The sequence below is a fragment of the Kosakonia sp. S57 genome (assembly GCF_016516575.1).
Lineage (GTDB): Bacteria > Pseudomonadota > Gammaproteobacteria > Enterobacterales > Enterobacteriaceae > Kosakonia > Kosakonia cowanii.
Genome location: NZ_JACVUL010000010.1, coordinates 134,002 through 154,256, shown reverse-complemented (window position 1 = coordinate 154,256; position 20,255 = coordinate 134,002). Strand labels below are relative to the sequence as shown.

At 55.6% G+C, this 20,255-nt stretch carries 17 protein-coding genes and 1 tRNA gene; 10 read left to right on the top strand and 8 right to left on the bottom strand.

Annotated features, from left to right (window positions below; all coding sequences use genetic code 11):
• Window positions 1-52: 52 nt before the first annotated feature.
• The 4 genes from IAE48_RS12105 (at window position 53) to IAE48_RS12090 (ending at window position 4,054) form a co-directional block, all read left to right on the top strand.
• Window positions 53-1,354 carry an anaerobic C4-dicarboxylate transporter gene (locus tag IAE48_RS12105; protein WP_094419171.1) on the top strand — a complete coding sequence of 434 codons (1,302 nt, stop codon included), beginning with the start codon at window positions 53-55 and terminating at the stop codon, window positions 1,352-1,354.
• Window positions 1,355-1,438: 84 nt separating this feature from the next.
• On the top strand, window positions 1,439-1,762 hold the full coding sequence (cutA, locus tag IAE48_RS12100; protein ID WP_200134539.1) for a divalent cation tolerance protein CutA: 324 nt from the start codon (window positions 1,439-1,441) through the stop codon (window positions 1,760-1,762).
• Entirely contained in the window at window positions 1,738-3,432 is a 1,695-nt protein-coding gene (locus IAE48_RS12095; RefSeq protein WP_200134538.1) for a protein-disulfide reductase DsbD, read from the top strand. Before cutA ends, IAE48_RS12095 begins: the two co-directional genes overlap by 25 nt.
• A gap of 46 nt (window positions 3,433-3,478) precedes the next feature.
• A complete protein-coding gene (locus IAE48_RS12090; RefSeq protein ID WP_042718485.1) occupies window positions 3,479-4,054 on the top strand; it encodes a transcriptional regulator in 576 nt (191 codons plus the stop codon).
• On the opposite strand, the gene IAE48_RS12085 is transcribed toward IAE48_RS12090, so the two are convergent.
• Together IAE48_RS12085 and IAE48_RS12080 are read right to left on the bottom strand one after the other, a co-directional pair.
• Window positions 4,051-4,656 (bottom strand): LysE family translocator, encoded by a 606-nt coding sequence (locus tag IAE48_RS12085; RefSeq protein ID WP_200134537.1) that lies wholly within the window; start codon window positions 4,654-4,656, stop codon window positions 4,051-4,053. The two genes, IAE48_RS12090 and IAE48_RS12085, sit on opposite strands and share 4 nt — an antisense overlap.
• 38 nt (window positions 4,657-4,694) lie before the next feature.
• Window positions 4,695-5,540, bottom strand: coding sequence for an AraC family transcriptional regulator (locus IAE48_RS12080; protein WP_200134536.1), 846 nt, complete (start codon window positions 5,538-5,540; stop codon window positions 4,695-4,697).
• 182 nt (window positions 5,541-5,722) lie between these two features.
• Between IAE48_RS12080 and IAE48_RS12075 the strand changes: the two genes are divergently transcribed.
• A tRNA-Phe gene (locus tag IAE48_RS12075) sits at window positions 5,723-5,798 on the top strand.
• Between the two features lie 1,082 nt (window positions 5,799-6,880).
• Here IAE48_RS12075 and IAE48_RS12070 read toward each other — a convergent pair.
• From IAE48_RS12070 to IAE48_RS12060, 3 genes are read right to left on the bottom strand one after another with little or no spacing between them, the layout of a single operon-like run.
• Window positions 6,881-7,213 carry a hypothetical protein gene (locus IAE48_RS12070; RefSeq protein ID WP_200134535.1) on the bottom strand — a complete coding sequence of 111 codons (333 nt, stop codon included), beginning with the start codon at window positions 7,211-7,213 and terminating at the stop codon, window positions 6,881-6,883.
• On the bottom strand, window positions 7,206-11,411 hold the full coding sequence (locus IAE48_RS12065; RefSeq protein WP_200134534.1) for an RHS repeat-associated core domain-containing protein: 4,206 nt from the start codon (window positions 11,409-11,411) through the stop codon (window positions 7,206-7,208). The genes IAE48_RS12070 and IAE48_RS12065 overlap by 8 nt, the downstream gene beginning before the upstream one ends.
• 14 nt (window positions 11,412-11,425) lie before the next feature.
• Window positions 11,426-11,863 carry a DcrB-related protein gene (locus IAE48_RS12060; protein ID WP_200134533.1) on the bottom strand — a complete coding sequence of 146 codons (438 nt, stop codon included), beginning with the start codon at window positions 11,861-11,863 and terminating at the stop codon, window positions 11,426-11,428.
• 333 nt (window positions 11,864-12,196) lie between these two features.
• Here IAE48_RS12060 and IAE48_RS12055 point away from each other — a divergent pair, with 333 nt between their 5' ends.
• Complete coding sequence (locus IAE48_RS12055) at window positions 12,197-14,164, top strand: acyltransferase family protein (RefSeq protein WP_200134532.1); 1,968 nt, start codon at window positions 12,197-12,199, stop codon at window positions 14,162-14,164.
• Between the two features lie 103 nt (window positions 14,165-14,267).
• Here the strand turns inward: IAE48_RS12055 and IAE48_RS24235 are convergent, their stop codons facing one another.
• Window positions 14,268-14,759 (bottom strand): SymE family type I addiction module toxin, encoded by a 492-nt coding sequence (locus IAE48_RS24235; RefSeq protein ID WP_200134531.1) that lies wholly within the window; start codon window positions 14,757-14,759, stop codon window positions 14,268-14,270.
• 175 nt (window positions 14,760-14,934) lie between these two features.
• On the bottom strand, window positions 14,935-15,405 hold the full coding sequence (locus IAE48_RS12045; protein WP_200134530.1) for a nuclear transport factor 2 family protein: 471 nt from the start codon (window positions 15,403-15,405) through the stop codon (window positions 14,935-14,937).
• Between the two features lie 150 nt (window positions 15,406-15,555).
• On the opposite strand from IAE48_RS12045, the gene IAE48_RS12040 reads away from it, so the two are divergent.
• The 4 genes from IAE48_RS12040 to IAE48_RS12025 all read left to right on the top strand — a co-directional run bounded on the left by IAE48_RS12040 (window position 15,556) and on the right by IAE48_RS12025 (window position 18,548).
• Window positions 15,556-15,948 (top strand): helix-turn-helix domain-containing protein, encoded by a 393-nt coding sequence (locus tag IAE48_RS12040; RefSeq protein WP_200134529.1) that lies wholly within the window; start codon window positions 15,556-15,558, stop codon window positions 15,946-15,948.
• Window positions 15,949-16,033: 85 nt separating this feature from the next.
• Window positions 16,034-16,774: an SDR family oxidoreductase gene (locus IAE48_RS12035; protein WP_200134528.1), complete on the top strand. Its 741-nt coding sequence runs from the start codon at window positions 16,034-16,036 to the stop codon at window positions 16,772-16,774.
• Between the two features lie 145 nt (window positions 16,775-16,919).
• Window positions 16,920-17,531, top strand: coding sequence for a DUF2238 domain-containing protein (locus tag IAE48_RS12030; protein WP_200134527.1), 612 nt, complete (start codon window positions 16,920-16,922; stop codon window positions 17,529-17,531).
• A gap of 69 nt (window positions 17,532-17,600) precedes the next feature.
• Window positions 17,601-18,548, top strand: coding sequence for a nickel/cobalt transporter (locus IAE48_RS12025; RefSeq protein ID WP_200134526.1), 948 nt, complete (start codon window positions 17,601-17,603; stop codon window positions 18,546-18,548).
• Between the two features lie 38 nt (window positions 18,549-18,586).
• On the opposite strand, the gene proP is transcribed toward IAE48_RS12025, so the two are convergent.
• Window positions 18,587-20,089 carry a glycine betaine/L-proline transporter ProP gene (gene proP, locus IAE48_RS12020; RefSeq protein ID WP_200134525.1) on the bottom strand — a complete coding sequence of 501 codons (1,503 nt, stop codon included), beginning with the start codon at window positions 20,087-20,089 and terminating at the stop codon, window positions 18,587-18,589.
• Window positions 20,090-20,255: the final 166 nt, after the last annotated feature.

The following is a 20,255-nucleotide window of genomic DNA, read 5'->3' as shown; positions in this document are numbered from 1 at the left end:
GGTTACTTACCAATAACAATTTCATATCACTTGGAAAACAAGGAAGCCCACTATGTTTGCTGCAGAGCTTGTCCTCGTCTTACTTGCCATCTACCTTGGCGCCAGGCTCGGGGGGATCGGCATTGGCTTTGCCGGTGGCCTCGGGGTGCTGGTGCTGACGCTCTTCTTTCAAATCCAACCCGGCGCCATCCCGTTTGACGTCATCGAGATCATCATGGCGGTCATCGCCGCGATTGCCGCCATGCAGGTGGCGGGCGGGATGGATTATTTAGTCAGCCTCGCCGAGCGCCTGCTGCGCCGCCATCCGAAGTACATCACCTTTCTCGCCCCGCTGGTCACCTGGTTTATGACCATTCTGGCGGGCACCGGCCACACTGCCTTCTCCACGCTGCCGGTGATCACCGAAGTGGCAAAAGAGCAGGGCATCCGCCCCTCGCGCCCGCTCTCTATCGCCGTGGTGGCGTCACAAATCGCCATTACCGCCTCGCCCATCTCTGCGGCAGTGGTCTTCTTTGCCGGTATCCTTGAGCCGCTGGGCGTCAGCTACCTGACGCTGCTGGCGATCTGTATTCCCGTCACGCTGATTGCCGTGATGCTGACCGCCATTGTCTGTAACTTCCTCGGCTGCGAGCTGAAGGATGATCCGGTCTACCAGGAGCGGCTGGCGAAAGGGGAAGTGAAGCTGCGCGGCGAGCAGGTGTTCGCCCTGAAGCCCCACGCCAAACGCTCGGTGATGCTCTTTCTGGTCGGCATTATCGCCGTGATGCTCTACGCCACCGCCATCAGCCCGACAGTGGGGCTTATTGCCAACCCGGTGCTGCCGCGTAACGAAGCGATTGTGGTGTTTATGCTCACCATCGCCACGCTTATCTGCCTGAGCTGCAAAGTTGATACCGGCGAGATCCTCAACGCCGGTACCTTTAAATCCGGCATGAGCGCCTGTATCTGCGTGCTCGGCGTGGCGTGGCTCGGCGATACCTTCGTCAAACACCATATTGAAGATATCCAGATGGTGGCGGGCGATCTGCTGCACAGCTACCCGTGGCTGCTGGCGGTGGTGCTCTTCTTTGCTGCTACTCTGCTCTATTCGCAGGCGGCGACCACCAAAGCGCTGATGCCTGCCGCGCTGCTGCTTGGCGTCTCACCACTGACCGCCGTGGCTTCCTTTGCCGCCGTGTCGGCGCTGTTTGTGCTGCCGACCTACCCGACGCTGCTGGCGGCGGTCGAGATGGATGACACCGGTTCAACGCGCATCGGCAAATTCGTCTTCAACCACCCCTTCCTGATCCCTGGCGTCATCGCCATCGCGCTCTGCGTGGTGCTCGGCTTTATCTTCGGCACTATCTTGTTGTAAAAGTCTATAAATCGGGCTGCCCGGCGGCCCGATCTTCCCGCGTCGCATGCTATAGTCCCTGCTTTCGCTTTCAGGAGGTTGAGAATGAACACGCTCGACGCCGTTGTTGTACTCTGCACCGCCCCGGATGAAGCCACCGCCCAGGATCTGGCGGCCAAAGCGCTGGCGGACAAACTCGCCGCCTGCGTGACGATCCTCCCCGGAGCGACCTCGCTCTACTACTGGGAAGGCAAGCTGGAGCAGGAGTATGAAGTGCAACTGCTGCTGAAAACCGACGTCGCGCATCTGGACGATCTCTTCGCCTGCCTGAAATCGCACCACCCTTACCAAACCCCTGAACTGCTGGCGCTGCCGGTTTCTCACGGAGAGCACGACTACCTCACATGGCTCAACGCATCCTTACGCTGATCCTGCTGTTATGCAGCACATCCGCTTTCGCCGGGCTGTTCGACGCGCCCGGCCGCTCTGACTTTGTGCCTGCCGACCAGGCGTTCACCTTCGATTTTCAACAGCATCAGCATGACCTGACGCTCAACTGGCAGGTGAAAGAGGGTTACTACCTCTACCGCCAGCAGATCCGCGTCACGCCAGCGCAGGCGCAGATCGGCGCGCTCGTTCTGCCGAAGGGCGAGATGCATGAAGATGAGTTCTACGGCAAAACCGAGATCTACCGCCAGAAGCTGAACCTGCCGCTAAGCATCGCGCAGGCGGGAAAAGGCGCGACGCTTACCGTCACTTATCAGGGCTGTGCCGATGCCGGTTTCTGCTACCCGCCGGAGACCAAAGTGGTGCCGTTGATGGAGGTTGCTGCCGCGCCGGTTGTTGAACCCAAAGCCGCACCAACGACTGAGACTGCGCCCGACCGCCCGCTGCCCTTTTCCGCCCTCTGGGCGCTGTTGATCGGCATCGGTATCGCTTTCACCCCCTGCGTATTGCCGATGTACCCACTGATCTCCGGCATTGTGCTCGGCGGCAAACAGCGCCTTGCCACGCCGCGCGCGCTGCTGCTGGCCTTTATCTACGTGCAGGGGATGGCGCTGACCTATACCGCGCTGGGGCTGGTGGTGGCCGCCGCCGGGCTGTCGTTCCAGGCCGCATTGCAACACCCCTACGTGCTTATCGGCTTGTCGCTGCTGTTTAGCCTGCTGGCGCTGTCGATGTTCGGCCTCTTTAACCTGCAACTGCCTTCCGCGCTGCAAACCCGCTTAACGCTGTGGAGCAACCGCCAGCAGGGCGGCTCCGTCGGCGGCGTGTTCGCCATGGGGGCAATTGCCGGGCTTATCTGCTCGCCCTGCACCACCGCGCCGCTCAGCGCCATCCTGCTCTATATCGCCCAGAGCGGAAACCTGTGGCTCGGCGGCGGCACGCTCTACCTTTATGCCCTCGGCATGGGCCTGCCGCTGATCCTTGTGACGGTATTCGGCAACCGCCTGCTGCCGAAAAGCGGGCCGTGGATGGAGCAGGTCAAAACCGCCTTTGGCTTTGTGATCCTCGCCCTGCCGGCCTTTTTACTGGAGCGCGTGCTGGGCGAAGCCTGGGGGCTGCGGCTCTGGTCATTGCTCGGCGTCGCCTTCTTCGGCTGGGCCTTTATCACCAGCCTCAACGCCACGCGCCCCATCATGCGGGTGCTGCAAATCGCCCTGCTCGGCGCGGCGCTGGTTTGTGCGCGTCCATTGCAGGACTGGGCTTTTGGCACGCCCGCGGCACAGGCGCATGCGCCGCTGGCCTTCACGTCGGTGAAAACCGTCGACGATCTCAACCGGGCGCTGGCGCAGGCCAATGGTCGGCCTGTCATGTTGGATCTCTATGCTGACTGGTGCGTGGCCTGTAAAGAGTTTGAGAAGTACACCTTCAGCGACCCAAAGGTACAGGCGGCGCTGAAAAATACGCTGTTATTACAGGCCAACGTGACGGCTAATGACGCACAGGATGCCGCGCTGCTGCGCCATCTGAATGTGCTGGGGTTACCTACCCTGCTCTTTTTTGACGCGCAAGGGCGAGAGCAGCCAGCGGCCCGGGTGACCGGGTTTATGCCTGCCGACGCCTTTGCCGACCATTTGCGCAATCACGCCCCGTAAACAACACTTGGTGGGGTAGTTTGACGCAGTAACGGAGGAGACCACTGTGCAACGCGAAGACGTTTTAAGCCAGACATTGCAACTGCTTGAATTAAGAGGCATTGCGGACACCACTCTTGAAATGGTTGCCGAGCGCGTCGACTATCCGCTGGAGGAGTTCCGCCGTTTCTGGCCCGATAAAGAGGCGCTGCTCTATGATGCGCTGCGCTATTTAAGCCAGCAGATCGATACCTGGCGCCGCCAGCTGCTGCTGGATGAGAGCCTTAACCATGAACAAAAACTGCTGGCGCGTTACGCCGCGCTGACCGAGTGCGTGAGCAACAACCGCTATCCGGGCTGCCTGTTTATCGCCGCCTGCACCTTCTTCCCCGCGCCGGATCACCCGATTCACCAGCTGGCGGATCAGCAGAAGCTTGAAGCGTACAACTTCTCTCACAAGCTGCTGAACGAGCTGGAGGTGGACGATGCGGCGATGGTGGCGAAGCAGATGGAGCTGATCCTGGAAGGGTGTCTCAGCCGTATGCTGGTCAACCGCAGCCAGGCAGATGTCGACACCGCCCAGCGACTGGCAGAAGATATTCTGCGCTTTGCCCGCTGCCGCAAGGGTGGCGCGCTGACCTAAGCGCTCAGCAGCCCCGCCCACGCGGAGATAAACAGACCCAGCGCCATCACGCGCTGGAAGGTGACGAGCGAGGCCGGGGTGCGAAAGAGCCGGTTCACGGCTTTGCCCAAAAGCGCCCAGCCGAACAGGCTCAGCACCGAGATGATGAAAAAGAGCAGCGCCATCACCGAGACCTCGCGCAGCGGATGACCGCTGTGTGGGGCAAACAGGCTCACTACCGCTAACGCCATCATCCAGGTTTTCGGGTTAATAAGTTGCAGTATTGCAGCCGCGCGCGCAGTGAACGGCTGCTGCGCCTCGCCGTGCAGATCGGTGGCTGGTGCCCGGAACAGCTGCCAGCTCATCCAGCTTAACCACACCACGCCTGCCCAACTCATCACCGTTCTCACCATTACGTGATCCTGCAATACCTTCCCTGCGCCCGCGCCGGAGAAGAAGACAATCGCGCTGGCGGCGGCACAGCCGCTTATCACCGCGGGCAGCGTGGCTTTGACGCCGAAGCGCTGACTGCTGGTGAGGATCAGGATATTGGTCGGGCCGGGAGTGATCGACGCGACAAAGGCAAAGAGTAAGTACGGCAGGAGGTTATACAGCAGGGTCATTATCAGGCTCCTTTGGATATGAGCCTGTCAATGTCGCGTTATTTGAGGCTGTCGTCTGGAAGGTTTGTGCACAGCCTGCGGTAGTGCGCAGGAGAGATTCGATAAGCGCGCTGGAACCAGCGCCCGAGGTGGCTCTGATCGGCGAATCCCACGGCGGCAGCGACATCCGCGGGCTGATCGCCTCGCGCCAGCTGCGCCCGCGCGGTGGTAAGGCGCAGTTGAACAAGCCAGGCGTGCGGGCTTAAACCGAACTCGCGCTTAAAACAGCGCGTCAACGTAAAGCGATCGGTGCCGGTTTCGCGCGCCAGGTCCGTTAAGCCAATATTGTCACCGATATGCGCGTGAAGATAATCCCGCGCGCGGTGGGCAATCGCCACGCTCTGGATCTGCGTCGGGATACGTTTGCGCCACTGGCAGTGGTGCGTCAGCTCGCCAAGCAGCGCATCCATCGTCCCCTGCTGGACAATGCGCATCTCATCGCTGTGCAGCGCAGAGAAGGTTTGCGCAATGGTGCGAATCAGCCGCGGTTCGCGGGCGATGGTATGGGAAAAGTGCAGCGCATAACTGGAAGGCACAGCGTCATACAAGCCGCGCAGGGTGGTGTTGAGCCAGCGATCGTCGAGGTAAAAGGTGAGATAGGTAAAGCCGCCCTCTACCGGCGCGTCGCCATCGTGGATCTCGCCCGGCTCGAGTAAAAAGGCGTCGCCCGGTCGGCTATGGTGGCGCTCGCGGCGGCAGTGAAACTGCTGGGTGCCAGACAGGGTAATGCCCACCAGGTAGCTGTCATGCCAGTGCGGGTCAAACGCATGCCCTTCAAAATGGGCGCGGATGGTCTCAATCCCCGTATCCGCATGCTGTCGCAGCTCAAGCCAGTCTTTAGACATTTCGCCTCCGTATACTATCGAAAAATAGCATTCATCAACGCTATGTAAAAGTCTGGAAGATTTGTGCAGCCGCCGATTTTCGGCGCGGTTTTGCGCGTTTTGCCGCAAAGTTGAGCAACTGAAAGGGATTTCGGGAAATTTGGTTGACGCCCACGGGCGATTACGGTTTAATGCCGCCCGTTGCCCGGATAGCTCAGTCGGTAGAGCAGGGGATTGAAAATCCCCGTGTCCTTGGTTCGATTCCGAGTCCGGGCACCACTATTTAAAGAACCCAGCCTATGGCTGGGTTTTTGCTTTTCTGCGACCGGACTCTCCATCGAACTTCGTTCGATTATTCGCCGCAGGCGGCTCACCCCTTCGGGGCCAGCGCGACAAGCGCGCTGTGAGAGGAATCCGTTTTGTATCGACACGCAGACTCTAAAAGTTTTTTCTCCCTTACTCATCATATAAAAAATTAAATTTGTACAGCACTCAATCTTAATCATATCGCTATTTATTGAGACCTTTTTATCCTTTAGATATTAATTTGTTTTGTAATAAACCTTGTATTTCATCACCTCCATATTTAAGAGTAACATCCCCGACAATGTTTTGGAGAAAATATAAACCATCATTTGTTCCCAGGACGATTGCAGTTATTTCCAGGCTTATTATCTAAGAAATTTAAAAATTCATTCTTGAACCTCTATTAATAAATTCCTTAATACACCTCTTGCTCTGGAAGAAGGAGCATCATCTCCAGTTGATTTAGCAAGATCAGTTACTAATATAGTAAGATAGCGCCTCGCCTAAAAAATCAGACAGTAACGTAGCAACGACCAACACTTCTTTTTTCGTTTTGAGCCCTGACAACTAATTTCACGTTATATTAATGATTTACTTCTTCAGGATGAACCTTATTGATCAGTAAGTTTAATATTTATATTTGAATAGATAGCCCCAGAACAAAAACACCTCTAACCAGTAACTCCTTCCGTTAGGGAAATGAATTTCCGGCAGCATATTTTATTTACCAGAGGAAACAACACCAATACCACATCCTTAATTTGCGTGGTCTCCTTAGGAACTAAAATTCATCATGCAATCTTAGTGAAGCACTTGGCAGCAAGGTTATTCATAATAATATCGCCCAATATAGCAGACATCATGCCCTACCCTTTTTTAAATAAACCCCTTGGGTTTTAATAATCTCCTTACTTTACAATAAATTAATCAATGAAAATAAACTTCCGACCTGTGAATATAGTAGCGGAAAATTTTATGGTGAAAGCAGGCTTTATAAATTGCAAATCCAAAAAATGTAAATACGGGCAAAATCAATTACCCGTACTTTTGATGATTCATTTTTTTGAAAACGGATAAAGGCACTCATTAAATACCTTTTCTTTTATAGACTCATCAAGCAGTCTGCCGGTTTCCTGCTCTTGCTTGTGTATCTTTGATGAAATAAAATTTTCGTTTATTTTATGAGGCTTACTATAAAAGTTTTTTGCATGCTCACCTAGATCATCAATATCGATTAACTTTGAAAAAGCAGAGTTAATCAAGGGACTTCCTGCATACATCAATGACTCTGTTTCTTCACAAGAAAATTTCAAATACATAATTGCTTTTTTCAAAGCCACGACTTCACCTTGATTTAGCATCAGTACTTTATCTTTATCATCAACCACACCCGCCTCCTCTCGTTTTTATCTGTTCGTGCGTCATTTTCCACCGCTGATCATATGATAAATGAGATACCGTGTCATAAGGATTTTTACCTGCGTGAAGTATATCCCTCAGTTTCAATCTGCCTGAGTGAATATACTCTAACTCAGAGCTCTGAGCAATTTTAGACATCTGCGAAGCATCAGCTTTAAAAACAATAGAATAGTCACCTCGCCCCGGATGAGAAACGTCATTTATAAAGATATCTCTCATAGCATCTTCGGGAGACATTAATATATCTGTAATATAAACTTTCCCCCGCGAATTTGCTTCAATCACGCCGCTATTCATTATACTGTCAAACCCTGCTTTATCCGTATAATGAATAAAGATCTCCTCACCACTTAACCCCCACGGGTCAATCCAGCCCTGCGGATTAGGCGCATACTGATAAAGATTCCAGCCCCCAGCTAACCCTATAGGGTCCTGAACAATGAACCTTCCCGTTTGTGGGTCGTAATATCGGAACAGGTTGTAGTGCAGGCCGGTTTCGCTGTCTGCATACTGTCCGGCATAGCGCAGGGGCTGGTGCGCCAGCGTGGTGCTCTGCTCCAGCCGCGTGAAGCCGTCCGTCTGATGCCGAACTTCGCCGAAACTGCCGTACTGGCCGCTCCAGCGGAGGCTGCCTTCTTCGTCGGTCACTTCCAGCGGCGCGCCGTTCAGGTCGGTACTGAACCAGAATATTTCCCCGGTTTTGTCCTCCCGCAGATGGTCGACCCGCGCCAGCGGGCTCCATGCTTCATTCGGATCGTAAATATAGGTGCTGCACTGCCCGCCTTGATGCTGCTCCTGCAAAAGGCGGTAACCCTGCCAGAGGAAGCGGCTTTCATGGGTGCCGTGACCGGTGGTGATCGTCTTGCGGGTTCGTCTGCCGAGCGCGTCATAATGGTAGTGCGCTTCAAAGCGCCCCTCTGGTCCGGTTCCGCGCGCGGACAGAAGCCGGTTTTCGGCGTCATACGTGTAGTGCTGCTCATACAGCCCGCTGCGCCTGCGGGTCATGTTGCCCCAGGCATCGTACTGCATAAACAGGCTCTGCCAGTGCTGCAGGCGGTTATCCGTGACCGGGGCGTCATTCGCGGCCAGGTTATCGGCGGCATCATACGTAAAGAGCGCACTGCTGTTCCCCTGGCGGGACTCATAATGCTTCAGCAGGCGGCCTTCAGCATCGTAACCGTAATTCACCTCGCCGCGCAGGGTGTCGCTGACGCCCGCCAGCTCGCCACGTCCGGTGTAACGGTAGAGGCGCTCCAGTATCGCCTGCTCCGGCAGTGCCACCTCTGTGATAAGTGCACTGCGCAGCGCAGTGCGTCTGCCAAGGCTGTCGTAACTGCGCGACTGTTCGCGCGCGCCCTGGGTGCGGGTCACTTCCCGGTGCAGACGGTCGCGGGTGAATTCAGTGACCAGTTGTGATCCGAAGCGGATGGCACTGACGTGGCCGGAGCCATAGTGCAGCCAGGAGAGCTGCTGCCCGCCGGGGAGGGTCAGATTTGTCAGATTGCCCAGCGCATCCCATGCATAGCTGAGTTCGCCGTTAACACCAGACTCGTTTACCAGGCGACCTGCCGCATCGCGGTTAAAGGCGATGTCATCGGCTTCAATGCCCAGGGCAACACCTTCAGCCGTCGGGGTGCGCCGGATACGGGTGAGCTGGCCGTTCAGGTCGTGGTCATAGCGGTACTCCGCATGGCGGGTAGCGCGTGCGGTCAACAGGCCACTTTCATCATAACTAAAGGTTCGTATACGCCGGGCGATGCCGTCATCGACGGCAGGCCTGCCATTTTCATGCAGTTCGCTGAGGAATCCACGGCTGTCCCATATCATCTGGCGCGACGTGTTGTCCGGGCGGATTTCGCTGAGCGGGCGGCCTGCGGCGTCGTACGTAAAGCGGTATTCTCCGCCATTGCCGTTCTCAAGCCGCAACAGGTTGCCGCGGGGGTCGTAATGCCAGCGCCGGGTGCGCCCGATGCGGTCGGTGATGCTCACCGGCAGGCCGAGCAGGTTATAGTCCCAGCGCACCTCGCTCTCCAGCGGGTCGCGCCAGGCGGCAAGCTGGCCGCGTGTGTTCCACTGCAATGTTTCGCGGCTGCCGTCCGGGCGAATAACGGCTGAAAGTTGTCCCGCGCTGTTCCATTCGCGGCGGGTGATGTTGCCCTCTGCATCCTCACTCGACAGAAGCTGCCCGAGGCGGTCGTAGGTATAGAGCGAGACACTGCCGGAGCAGTCGGTGCGCTGCGTAAGTAGTCCCTGGCGGTTCCACTCCAGACGCACTTTACCGCCTGTCGCATCGGTGATGCTGTCCGGTAAAGGTTCTTCATCGTTCGGGTAGTGATAAGTGGTGCGGTTGCCTGCGGCGTCGGTTTCCGAAAGCAGGCGTCCCTGCAGGTCATACAGGCTCTGCTCTGCCGTGCCGTCCGGCCAGACCGTTCGGGTGAGGCGATCGGTGAGGCGGTACCAGTAATATTCCGTCCGCCGTCCTGCCGGGTCCGTCTCCTGGGCCATGCGCCCGTACCTGTCCCACCGGCTATGGCGCATGGCACCGCCCGGCAGGATGACATCACACAGCTCGCCGTCGCGGTAAATAAAGGCGCTCTTGCGACCGTCGAAGTCGGTGAAGGCGGCGACGTTGTCATCGTCATCAATCAGCCACTGCGCCTGCACCCCGTCATCACGGATGGCCCGGCGGGTGCCGTTGTCAAAATCATACTCAAAAGTTAGCTGCTCACCGCCGCTGTGGCGAAAAGCCGTGACGCGCGGCAGACCGGCAATCTCCTGCCAGCGGTATTCACTCACCAGGCCGTTTGCATCCTCGTGGGCGCACATCAGGCCGTCCTGCCAGCGGAAACGCCTGCGCACGTTACCGCCCCGGCCGGTCACTGAGGTCAGCTGGCGCTGTTCGTCATAAGCGTAACTGACCAGGCAGATATCATCATTCAGCCAGGCTCCCGCAAGGCGGTCGCCCTCATAGCGGCAGACCACGCGCTGCCCGGCGCTGTCCGTCAGTGCATGCAGGGTGAGGTTATCGTTCCACTCGAAGAGGATAGCGTTGCCGCAGGGTTCGGAAATGCGCTGCAACAGGGAGGGTTTATCGCTCTCAAGCGGGGCGTAGTGCCAGCGTTCACCGCTGATGTCATACACCGACCAGGCATCGTCCTGATGGTGCTCCAGCCAGCGCTTTTCGGCTTCGCAGTAGGTCCGGTAACCCTTCGGCACCTGCGGGAAGGAGACGTAATCCCCGGTCGGGGCCCGCCACACCAGCCCCTCCTGGTAACGCTCCAGACGGGTTTCCCAGAAGAGGTTCCAGCCGCGACCGAGTACGCTGTCGCCCGGGTTACCGCTGCGCCAGTAACGCTGCCAGCGCACCGGCAGACGCGACGGCAGCACAAAGTCCAGCTCGTCGTCACCGCTGAGAAACTTTTGCCCGCTGACGATATCCACCGGGCGGGCGATAATCCCTCCCGCCGCAATGGCGGTCAGCATCGCGCCGAAGCGGCAGGCGATGCGGCCGATTTTGCTGATACCCGGCAGTTTCGACAACAGCTTACCCACCGCACCGACCTTACCGGCCGCACCACCCCATCCGCCCGCCAGGCCGGCAAACAGCAGGGTCAGATCCGAAACTTTATACAGCCATTCAGGGACTTCCGGGGTTATCGGCAGGGTCTGTTCCGGCTCTCCACCAATAAGGACGTTGCCGGAGCCGGTCATCACCTTCGCATCGCAGGTTGTGCGGTCCCCGATACGGGCGGCAGGAAGACCATTGATGTAGACGCGGGAGGAGCCTTCCGCCATCTGCTGCGAGCCGTCGTCGTCGCACTCCACCATGCTGTCCGTGGCAATGGCGGCGGGCTTACCGTTGATAAAGACGTCAGGAGAGCCGGTGGTGATGACGCCTTTCTTCGTCATGTTCGCCGCCATTCCTCCGGCAATGCCGTCGCGCACGCCGGTCGCCACCTCCCCGGCGAGAAATCCGACTGCGAGGCTGGCACCGATAAGCAGTACACCGATGCCCAGGCAGGAGGCGCCGATGCCTGCGACCATCAGCGCACCGGCAGCAATGCCGCCCAGCGCCGCAATCGCGCCGCCGACAAGGGTGCCAAGGATCATCCCGGCCAGCGCACCGGAATGGCCTATATCATCACCGGCATACGCGGCTTCAAACATAGCAACAATCCTTGTTAAGCGTGGAAACGGAAACTTTTGAGAACAGAAAGAAGCAGTGCCCTATCCGCGTCGTTTAACGCCCGCGCGACGGACATCGTGAACACCAGGATATGGTCAGCGGACGGGTTAAACACCGCCTGCTGCTGAAAGGTGCGCTTACCGTCACGAAGATAGCTGGCATGAATGATTTCGCCGGTTACCAGGTTGTCGCCAAGCACAGCCTCTGTGCGCTCGCCCGTTTTCCAGCCCTTGAGATGTTTCGCCATCAGCGACATCTGGCGGTCAATATAGGTCGTCAACGTTTCGCCGGGTTTTAGCGTGTCGCGGGAGATATTGAGCGCCGGTGCATCCGCGCCGGGCGGCGTGAATACATTGACAGTGCGGTCCTGATAGCCTTCAGGAAGGGTGACCTGGCCTTCGGTAAACAGGCAGGGCTGAGCGGATTCTGACATAAAGTGCGTCCTGTCACAGGTTCAGAAAAATGGATTTTCGCACAGGGTTTGGCTGAAAACCAGACGCGAGAATGAGAGCTCCTGCGCAGATATTATTCTCTGATGATATGCAGATATAGCCTCGCCTGTCGTTTATGCTGGCCTGTAATCTCCCTGAGTTAATGCGGTGAGTTCATACTCAACTATCTTGCCTGCAAAGCGCATAGGATAAAGCCTAACATCTTGATATAGTGCGCCAGTATCAGACGTGGCTTAGTGCATAACTTCAAAGTTCATACGGACAGCGTGGCTTGTTATAAATTTTCTAAAACAACATAAAAAATAGTGGGATATATGTTTTATCGTTCAGACATAGATGGCCTGAGAGCAATAGCGGTGCTGTTAGTTCTCTTTTTCCATGCCGGGTTTACTCTCTTTCCTTCCGGATTTATTGGCGTCGATATATTTTTTGTCATTTCAGGTTTTCTCATCGCTTCAATTATTAAAAATAAACTTGAAACAAAAAGCTTTAGCTTCGCGGATTTCTATCTACGCAGAATCTGGCGCCTGCAACCTGCGATGCTTGCCATGCTGGTCTTCTCATTTATCATTGCATCGCTATATTATCTGCCAGAAGATTACAGCGCATTCCTGAAAAGCTTTCAGAAGTCCTTGTTTTTCATATCGAATCGCTATTTTAGCGATGTAACATCAGCCTATGCAGCGCCGGACTCTAATGCAATGCTGTTGCTGCATACATGGTCGCTCGCTGTTGAGTGGCAATGGTATCTATTCTTCCCGGCGTTCTACTATTTCCTGAGTAAAAAGCTTAACCATAAAAAACAGCTTATTCTGTGCCTGGTGCTTATTCTGTTAACCTTTGGTGTCACCTGGCACTATATATACAACCAGCCAACGAAGACTTATTACTTTTTTGCCTCGAGAATATTTGAATTTCTCATTGGCATGAGCGCCTGCTTTATCATCCCGCACGCCCACAAAGCGAGTAAAATCTCATTAAGTTTTTTATCAGCCTTTGCATTCGTAGCAATTGTCATTGTCGCTCTGACGAAAAATATCACACCGGGATATCCTAACGGGTATACGCTTTTAGTTTGCCTCAGTACCGCCGCCATTATCGTCGCCGGAAGCAAAGAAAGTAATCCTATAAACCGCGTACTCTCTTTTGGGGCGCTCGTCTGGACAGGAAAGCTTTCCTACTCCTTATATCTTTTTCATTGGCCTATATTCGCCGTGCTGCATTATGTTGGCATCACCTCTTTGGCCGCACGTTTAGCGGGATTGTGTCTGGCATTGATTCTCGCCACCGGATGTTATTACTTCATCGAAAAACCTTACCGTACGCCCCGTTTGTCCCTGAAAAAGTCTCTCGCTTTATTAGTTCTGTTGCCTCTGTTACTGGTGATTTCATTTATCCCTCTCAGTAAACGTTACGATACCTTTAGCCATTTACGCTTCGGAAACGACCTAAGCCATATCAATGACGTATTGAAATCTACAAAATTAGAACAGCGTCAGGATTGTATGAATGAAAATGTCAGCGGAACGGATATGGCCTGTGTTGTCGGTGATAAATCCTCTGACCAAAAAGCCCTGCTGATGGGTGATTCACACTCAAATCAATACTGGAATTTCTTTGATGTGATGGGTAAAAACGCCCATATCGCCGTCGACATGAAGGCAACTTCCCTCTGTCTGGCAATTCCGAATATTTATCATGCGGACATGTACACCTATAAAGGCGATTTTTATAAGATGTGCCGGGAAAATGTTGAGCAGTATTATGCTGCCATTCAGCAGCACAAATATAAATTCGTTATTATTTCTGAGGTTTGGGAAAACTACGCATTTTTCAACGTGAGAAATAACCTTCAGGATCAACTCAGCCCTGCCGGATCTATCGAGGTCATCTCTGCTTCTCTTGACGCAGCAATACAAACGATCATTCAAAGCGGTGCAAAACCTGTTCTCGTCAAATCCATGTTTGTCATGCCGGAGAATTATCTGACATGCTTCTATGAACACTTCAAAACCAGAAAAGCCTATTCACCCGGTTCATGCAACCCTGCTCCATCACCTGTGACAAATAACTGGACGGACCAACTCTTTGCCGCGTTACAGCGCAAGCATCCAGAGCTGATTGTGATTGATCCGAAAGATGCGCAGTGCCAGAACGGCAAATGCGATACCGAGATCGAGGGTATTCCGCTTTATCGGGATGTCGGCCATTTAAATGACTATGCGTCAGAAAAACTGGGGGAGATTTACCTTAAACGGTCTGGCAATCCGTTACGGCAATAGCGGATCGGTGGTCTTATCGTGACGCATTGATAGCAGCATCGTTATTCATTAAGTGGACACTAACTCCCTAAAATTGTGGTGTTGGTGTCCACTTAATTCCAGCTCAAAGCGCGCTCAGCACCCCTTCTTTCACCGCTTTTACCGCCTGCTTCATCTGCTTTAACTCTTGCCGCAGGGCATGCTGGTTGTCGTTATCGGGGATCAGCACAATGCAGTCTCCGGCGATTTTCACGGTGACGCCTTTGCCGGTGGTAAATCCCGCCTCTTTCAGCCATTTGCCGCTCAGGTTGAGGCAAGGCGTACTGGTATCGCCCTGATTGGGGGCATAGCCGACGGTGTAGCGGCGTTCGGTTTTGGGGAATGGGTGTGTCTGGTTAGGGGTCGTAGCCATAAGGGCAGCCTCCGATGAGTAATGATTATTACCGTCACCAGAGGTTCCAATCTCTTGGGTGGCGGAATCGGGCGGGGTTGGAACTACCGGCCTCATCGATACCGGCGCGTCTTGCGACGCCCCCGCCCGACCCACCATTGAGGTGTAGCCGAACGCACGACATAAAAAAAGCGTGAACGCGCTATATGTCGCCGATGAAGTCATTCAGGGTTCCAATCCCGGCACCTGATTTTGCAGGTGCCGGTGAAAAATAGCGCTGATGCCCAAAGCCGACAAGCGGTTTTACTTCTTCCTGCAAAACAAAGCGTTATTCCGGAATTTGCCTCGCAAAATGGGTGTTCTCCCCCTGCCCTCGTTTGCACGCAGCCGGGATCACTCTTCAGAACATCGTATTGGCGTTGGCGGACTTCTCCGGCACCGACTGAATGATGTCCCAGTGTTCAACAATTTTCCCGTTGCTCACACGGAAGATATCCATCACCGCCTGGCCGCGATCGTTACTGTCATTGGTCGAGTGAACCTGCAACCAGACTAAATCGCCGTCGGCAGCGCTACGCACAATCCGCGCGGCAGAGTGCGGGTTCTCCTTGAAGAAACCGGTGAAGTAATTCACAAACGGCGCTTTGCCGTCCGGCACATCGGGGTTGTGCTGACGGTAATGCTCATCAACGACCTTCGCGGCCTCTTTTACCTCGTGGCGGTTGAAGAATTTATCATAAAAATCAACCACCAGCTGTCGGTTAGCCTCTTCTGTCGCCACATTGCGTGCATTTTCAGCAGGGGCCGCTATAGCACTGCCAGAAGTGATGAGAACTGCCGTTAACAGCGCACCGCTAATAAACTTTTTCATTGTGATCTCCTTTAGTACATTACCTTTGGTCACAAAAATAGACCGTCAAGAACGCGGATGGTACATTGCCCGCAAAACCTCAACAAGAGGTCAAAATTCAGGTACTTAGTCACACGAAGCTGACTATTGGCGGCAAAAGAGAGATAACGAATGAGCGACAACGACCAGAATGATATCGCCGAGTTTGGGCAGCCCTGCCCGATCCGCGATGTGCTTAATCAAATCGGCGATCAGTGGAGCCTGCTGATTCTGGAAGCGCTGGCGGAACGCACGCTGCGCTTTAATGAACTGAACCGGGAAATTGGCGATATCTCCCGCCAGATGCTCTCCCGCACGCTAAAACGTCTTGAAACAGACGGTTACGTCAGCCGCACCGTTTATGCGGAAGTGCCGCCGCGCGTGGAGTACACCTTAACGCCGCTAGGGAGATCGTTTCTGGAACCGATGCAGAAACTTATTCAGTGGGCGGATGAAAACCATGCTGATATCTGCCGCTCCCGCCGACGCCAGCATGAACAGCAGCGGGAACAGGCGCGCGGCTAAGACAGTTACGGGCTGAAACAGATGACGGCGCAAGCGGTTGTTGCGTAAGGTAAACGTCCATTTCAGGAACCAACAGGGGCTATTTATGAGCAGATTTGAAGGCAAACGCGTACTGATCACCGGCGGCACCAGCGGGATGGGGCTGGCGGGTGCACAGCGCATCGTCAGCGAGGGTGGCGAGGTCGCCATCACCGGGCTGAACGAAACGCGCCTGGCTGAGGCCCGCAAGCTGCTGCCCGCCTCATCGCTGATCCTGAAAAGCGACGCTGCCAGCGAAACGGATATCGAGACGCTGGCGACGGCGATCAGTCAGTGGGGATCCCTCGACGGCCTGTGGCTGAACGCCGGTTATGCCGAAGTCGGCGCGCCAGAATCGGTCACCGCCGAGAGCTTTAACCGCATGATGAATGCCAACGTGCGCGGCCCAATGCTCCAGCTGGCAGCGCTTTCTGGCACATTAAATTCCGGCGCGTCGGTGCTGGTCACCGCCTCCTCTTCCGTCTACGAAGGCGCGGCGATGACCAGCCTTTATGCAGCCACCAAAGGCGCAGTCGTTGCAATGGTCAAGAGCTGGGCCAGCGCGCTGGCACCGCGCGATATCCGCGCCAACACGCTGGTGCCAGGGCCGATTGAGACCAACTTCAGGCACTTTATGCCCGAAGAGTCGCGCCAGCAGTTCGAAGATTTTGTAGTAAGCCAGGTGCCGCTCAGACGTGCCGGCACTGCACAGGAAGCCGCCGCCGTCGCACTCTTTTTGCTCTCGGATGATGCGTCATACGTTACCGGTAGCCAGTACGCCGTGGATGGCGGGCTGGTGCATTACTGATTCGATAAGTGCTTAACGTGCTGAAAACCAGAATCCGCTGCTAAGGCGGATTTTTTTCATCATCGTCACCCGTTCTCAACCATTTGTCTTTTCCCCCTTTTCAGCCGATAGTCTCTTTTTCTCTGTTACCGAAACGGACATTCGTATGCTCAAGAGCGTTAACCGCCCTGCGCTGTACGGCGCAGCGCTAATCCTGTTACTGATGCTTATCTATACCGGTCTCTTTACCCATGACCGTGCCACCTGGCTGATGGAAGTGATCCCGGTAATGATCGTGGTGCCGCTGCTGCTCGCTACCTGGCGGCGCTACCCGTTGACTGCCCTGCTTTACACGCTGATTTTCTTCCACGCCATCATCCTGATGGTTGGCGGGATGTACACCTATGCCAAAGTGCCGATCGGCTTTGATGTGCAGCACCTGTTCAACCTTAGCCGCAACCCATACGACAAACTTGGCCACTTCTTTCAGGGGCTGGTTCCGGCGCTGGCGGCGCGGGAGATTTTACTGCGCGGGCAGTACGTGCGCGGTGGCAAGATGCTCGAATTTATCGTCTGCTGTATTGCGTTAGCCATCAGCGCCACCTATGAATTGATTGAGTGGTGGGCAGCGCTGGCGATGGGCCAGGGCGCGGATGACTTCCTCGGTACGCAGGGCGATCCGTGGGATACCCAGTCGGATATGCTCTGCGCCCTGCTCGGCGCGCTGACCACAGTGCTGCTGCTCGGGCGCTGGCACAAGCGGCAGCTCAATTTCTGATCCCAGACTGGAGCCCGCACCTGACGACACCTATACTGCGGGCTATCCCTTCTTAATGGCTGAACGCCTATGACGACGCAACTTCTCACCCGTGACTGGCGCCTGCCAGCGGCGCTTACGCTGCTGGCGGCAGGGCTGGTTGCCGCTTTCGCCCTGCACACGCACTGGGGCGCTTTTTTGCAGTGGTGCCTGGCGGCGCAAATCACCCTGCACCGCTATCTGGTGATGTATCTGCTGCAACTCAATAATCATCAGTACAGCGGCGGTCTATGGCTGCTGACGGGGGCGTTCTTCTACGGCGTGCTGCACGCTATCGGGCCGGGGCACGGCAAATTTATTGTCGCCACCTATCTCAGCACCAATAAAGAGAGCGAGACCGCTGCGCGCATGGTTCCGCTGCTCGGCAGCCTGATGCAGGGCGTCAGCGCGATCCTGTTTGTCTTTATCCTCGCGGTCGGGTTTAACCTCGCCTCGGGGGATCTCAGCGAAAGCCGCTGGTATGTCGAGAAGGTCAGCGCGGTGCTGATTGGCGGCTTCGGAGCCTATATCATCTGGCGCGCGGTGAAGAGCCTGCGACCGCGCGCGCTGCGCATCCGCTCCCTGACGCATGTTCACGACGCGCAGTGCGGCTGCGGTCATCACGGGGTTGGCGCGTCGACGCAGGGCGACTGGAAAACCCGGCTGGGCGTGATTCTGGCGATTGGCGCGCGGCCGTGCAGCGGAGCCATTATGATTTTGCTCTTCTCGAATGCGCTCGGCATTGTCACGTGGGGAATGGCGGCGGTGATGACCATGGCCTTCGGCACAGCGCTCTCGATCATGGGGCTGTCGCTGGCGGTGCGTTATGCGCGTAACCGCACGGCAGCCTTGTTTGGCAGTGAGTCAGGTCACTTACGCTGGCTGGTTCCGGGGCTTAAAATCGCGGGTGGCGTGGCGCTGATGCTCTTTGCGCTGGTACTGTTTTTAACGGTGATCCCGGTGAGTGCCAACGGGGATTATATTGCGGCAGGGTGTTAAAAAAACCCGGAGGGCTAAGCCGTCCGGGTTTTATTTAGTTACTCGTCAATCTTCGGATGCTGCTGCACCAGGCGGGAGCGTTTCTCCTGCAGCTGGGCAATCTCTTCATCCAGGTCTTCGATTTTCTGTTCGATGTTGTCGTGATGTTCTTGCAGAATTTCACGCGCTTCCTGCATATCCGACGCTGCCGGGGTTGCCCCTTTCAGCGGCAGGTTCGCCGTCTCTTTCATCGTCAGGCCGGTAATCAGGCCAATCACCGCGATCACCATCAGGTAGTACGCCGGCATCATCAGATTATTCGAGCTCTCCACCAGCCAGGCGGTCAGCGTTGGCGTCAGACCGGCAATCAGGATGGAGATGTTAAAGGCGCTGGCGAGCGCGCTGTAACGGATATGCGTCGGGAACATCGCTGGCAATGTGGAAGCCATTACGCCGGTGAAGCAGTTAAGGATCACCGCCAGCAGCAGCAGGCCAGCGAAAATCATCCCCATCACGCCGCTGTTGATCATGCTGAATGTCGGAATCGCCAGCGCCAGCAGCGCGATACTACCAATCAGCACAAACGGACGGCGGCCGAAGCGGTCACTCAACAGACCCATCACCGGCTGCACAAACAGCATACCGATCATAATGGCGATGATAATCAGCACCCCATGATCTTCCGAGTAGTGCAGGTTATGCGACAGGTAGCTCGGCATATAGGTCAGCAGCATGTAGTAGGTGACGTTGGTGGAGATCACCAGACCAATACAGGTCAGCAGGCTGCGCCAGTGTTTGCTGGCAATCTCTTTAAAGGAGACGCGCGGCCCTTCCTGCAGCCCTTCGCGGTCGCCCTGCTCGAGCTTATCGACATGCTGCTGGAACGCCGGAGTCTCTTCCAGCGCATGACGCAGGTAGAGGCCAATCAGGCCCAGCGGCAGTGCCAGGAAGAACGGAATACGCCAGCCCCAGTCGAGGAAGTTCTGCTCGCCAACAATCGTCGACAGCAACACCACCACGCCCGCGCCGAGGACAAACCCGGCGATAGAGCCGAAGTCCAGCCAGCTGCCCATAAAGCCGCGTTTACGGTCCGGGGAGTATTCAGCCACGAAGATCGACGCGCCGGTATACTCGCCGCCGACGGAGAAGCCCTGCGCCATCTTACATAACAGCAGCAGAATCGGTGCCCAGATACCGATCGACTCATACGAAGGTATAAGCCCGATAGCAAAGGTACTGACGGACATGATCACTATCGTGATCGCGAGGATTTTTTGCCGTCCATATTTATCCCCCAGCATGCCGAAGAAGAGGCCGCCAAGTGGACGAATCAGGAATGGAACGGAGAAGGTACCGAGCGCGGCTATCATCTGCACGCTGGGGTCTGCATCGGGGAAGAACACTTTGCCAAGTGCGTAGGCCACAAAGCCATAAACACCGAAATCGAACCACTCCATCGCGTTACCTAACGACGCGGCGGTGATGGCTTTACGCAGTTTCGCGTCGTCAATAATCGTGACGTCGCGTAGCGTTATCGGTTTGATTTTTTTCCTTTTTAACATCTCTGTTTTCCTCTTAAGACTCTCGCCCTGTATCGCCCGTTTACCCATCCATGGCAGGCGTTTTTTATCGGCCTTACGGCCATTCTTTCAAGCGTAGCAGGTTTACTTACACTAACTGTTCAAAGCCTGTACAACCGAACCTGTTGACGCCTGTTGGGCAGTGAAT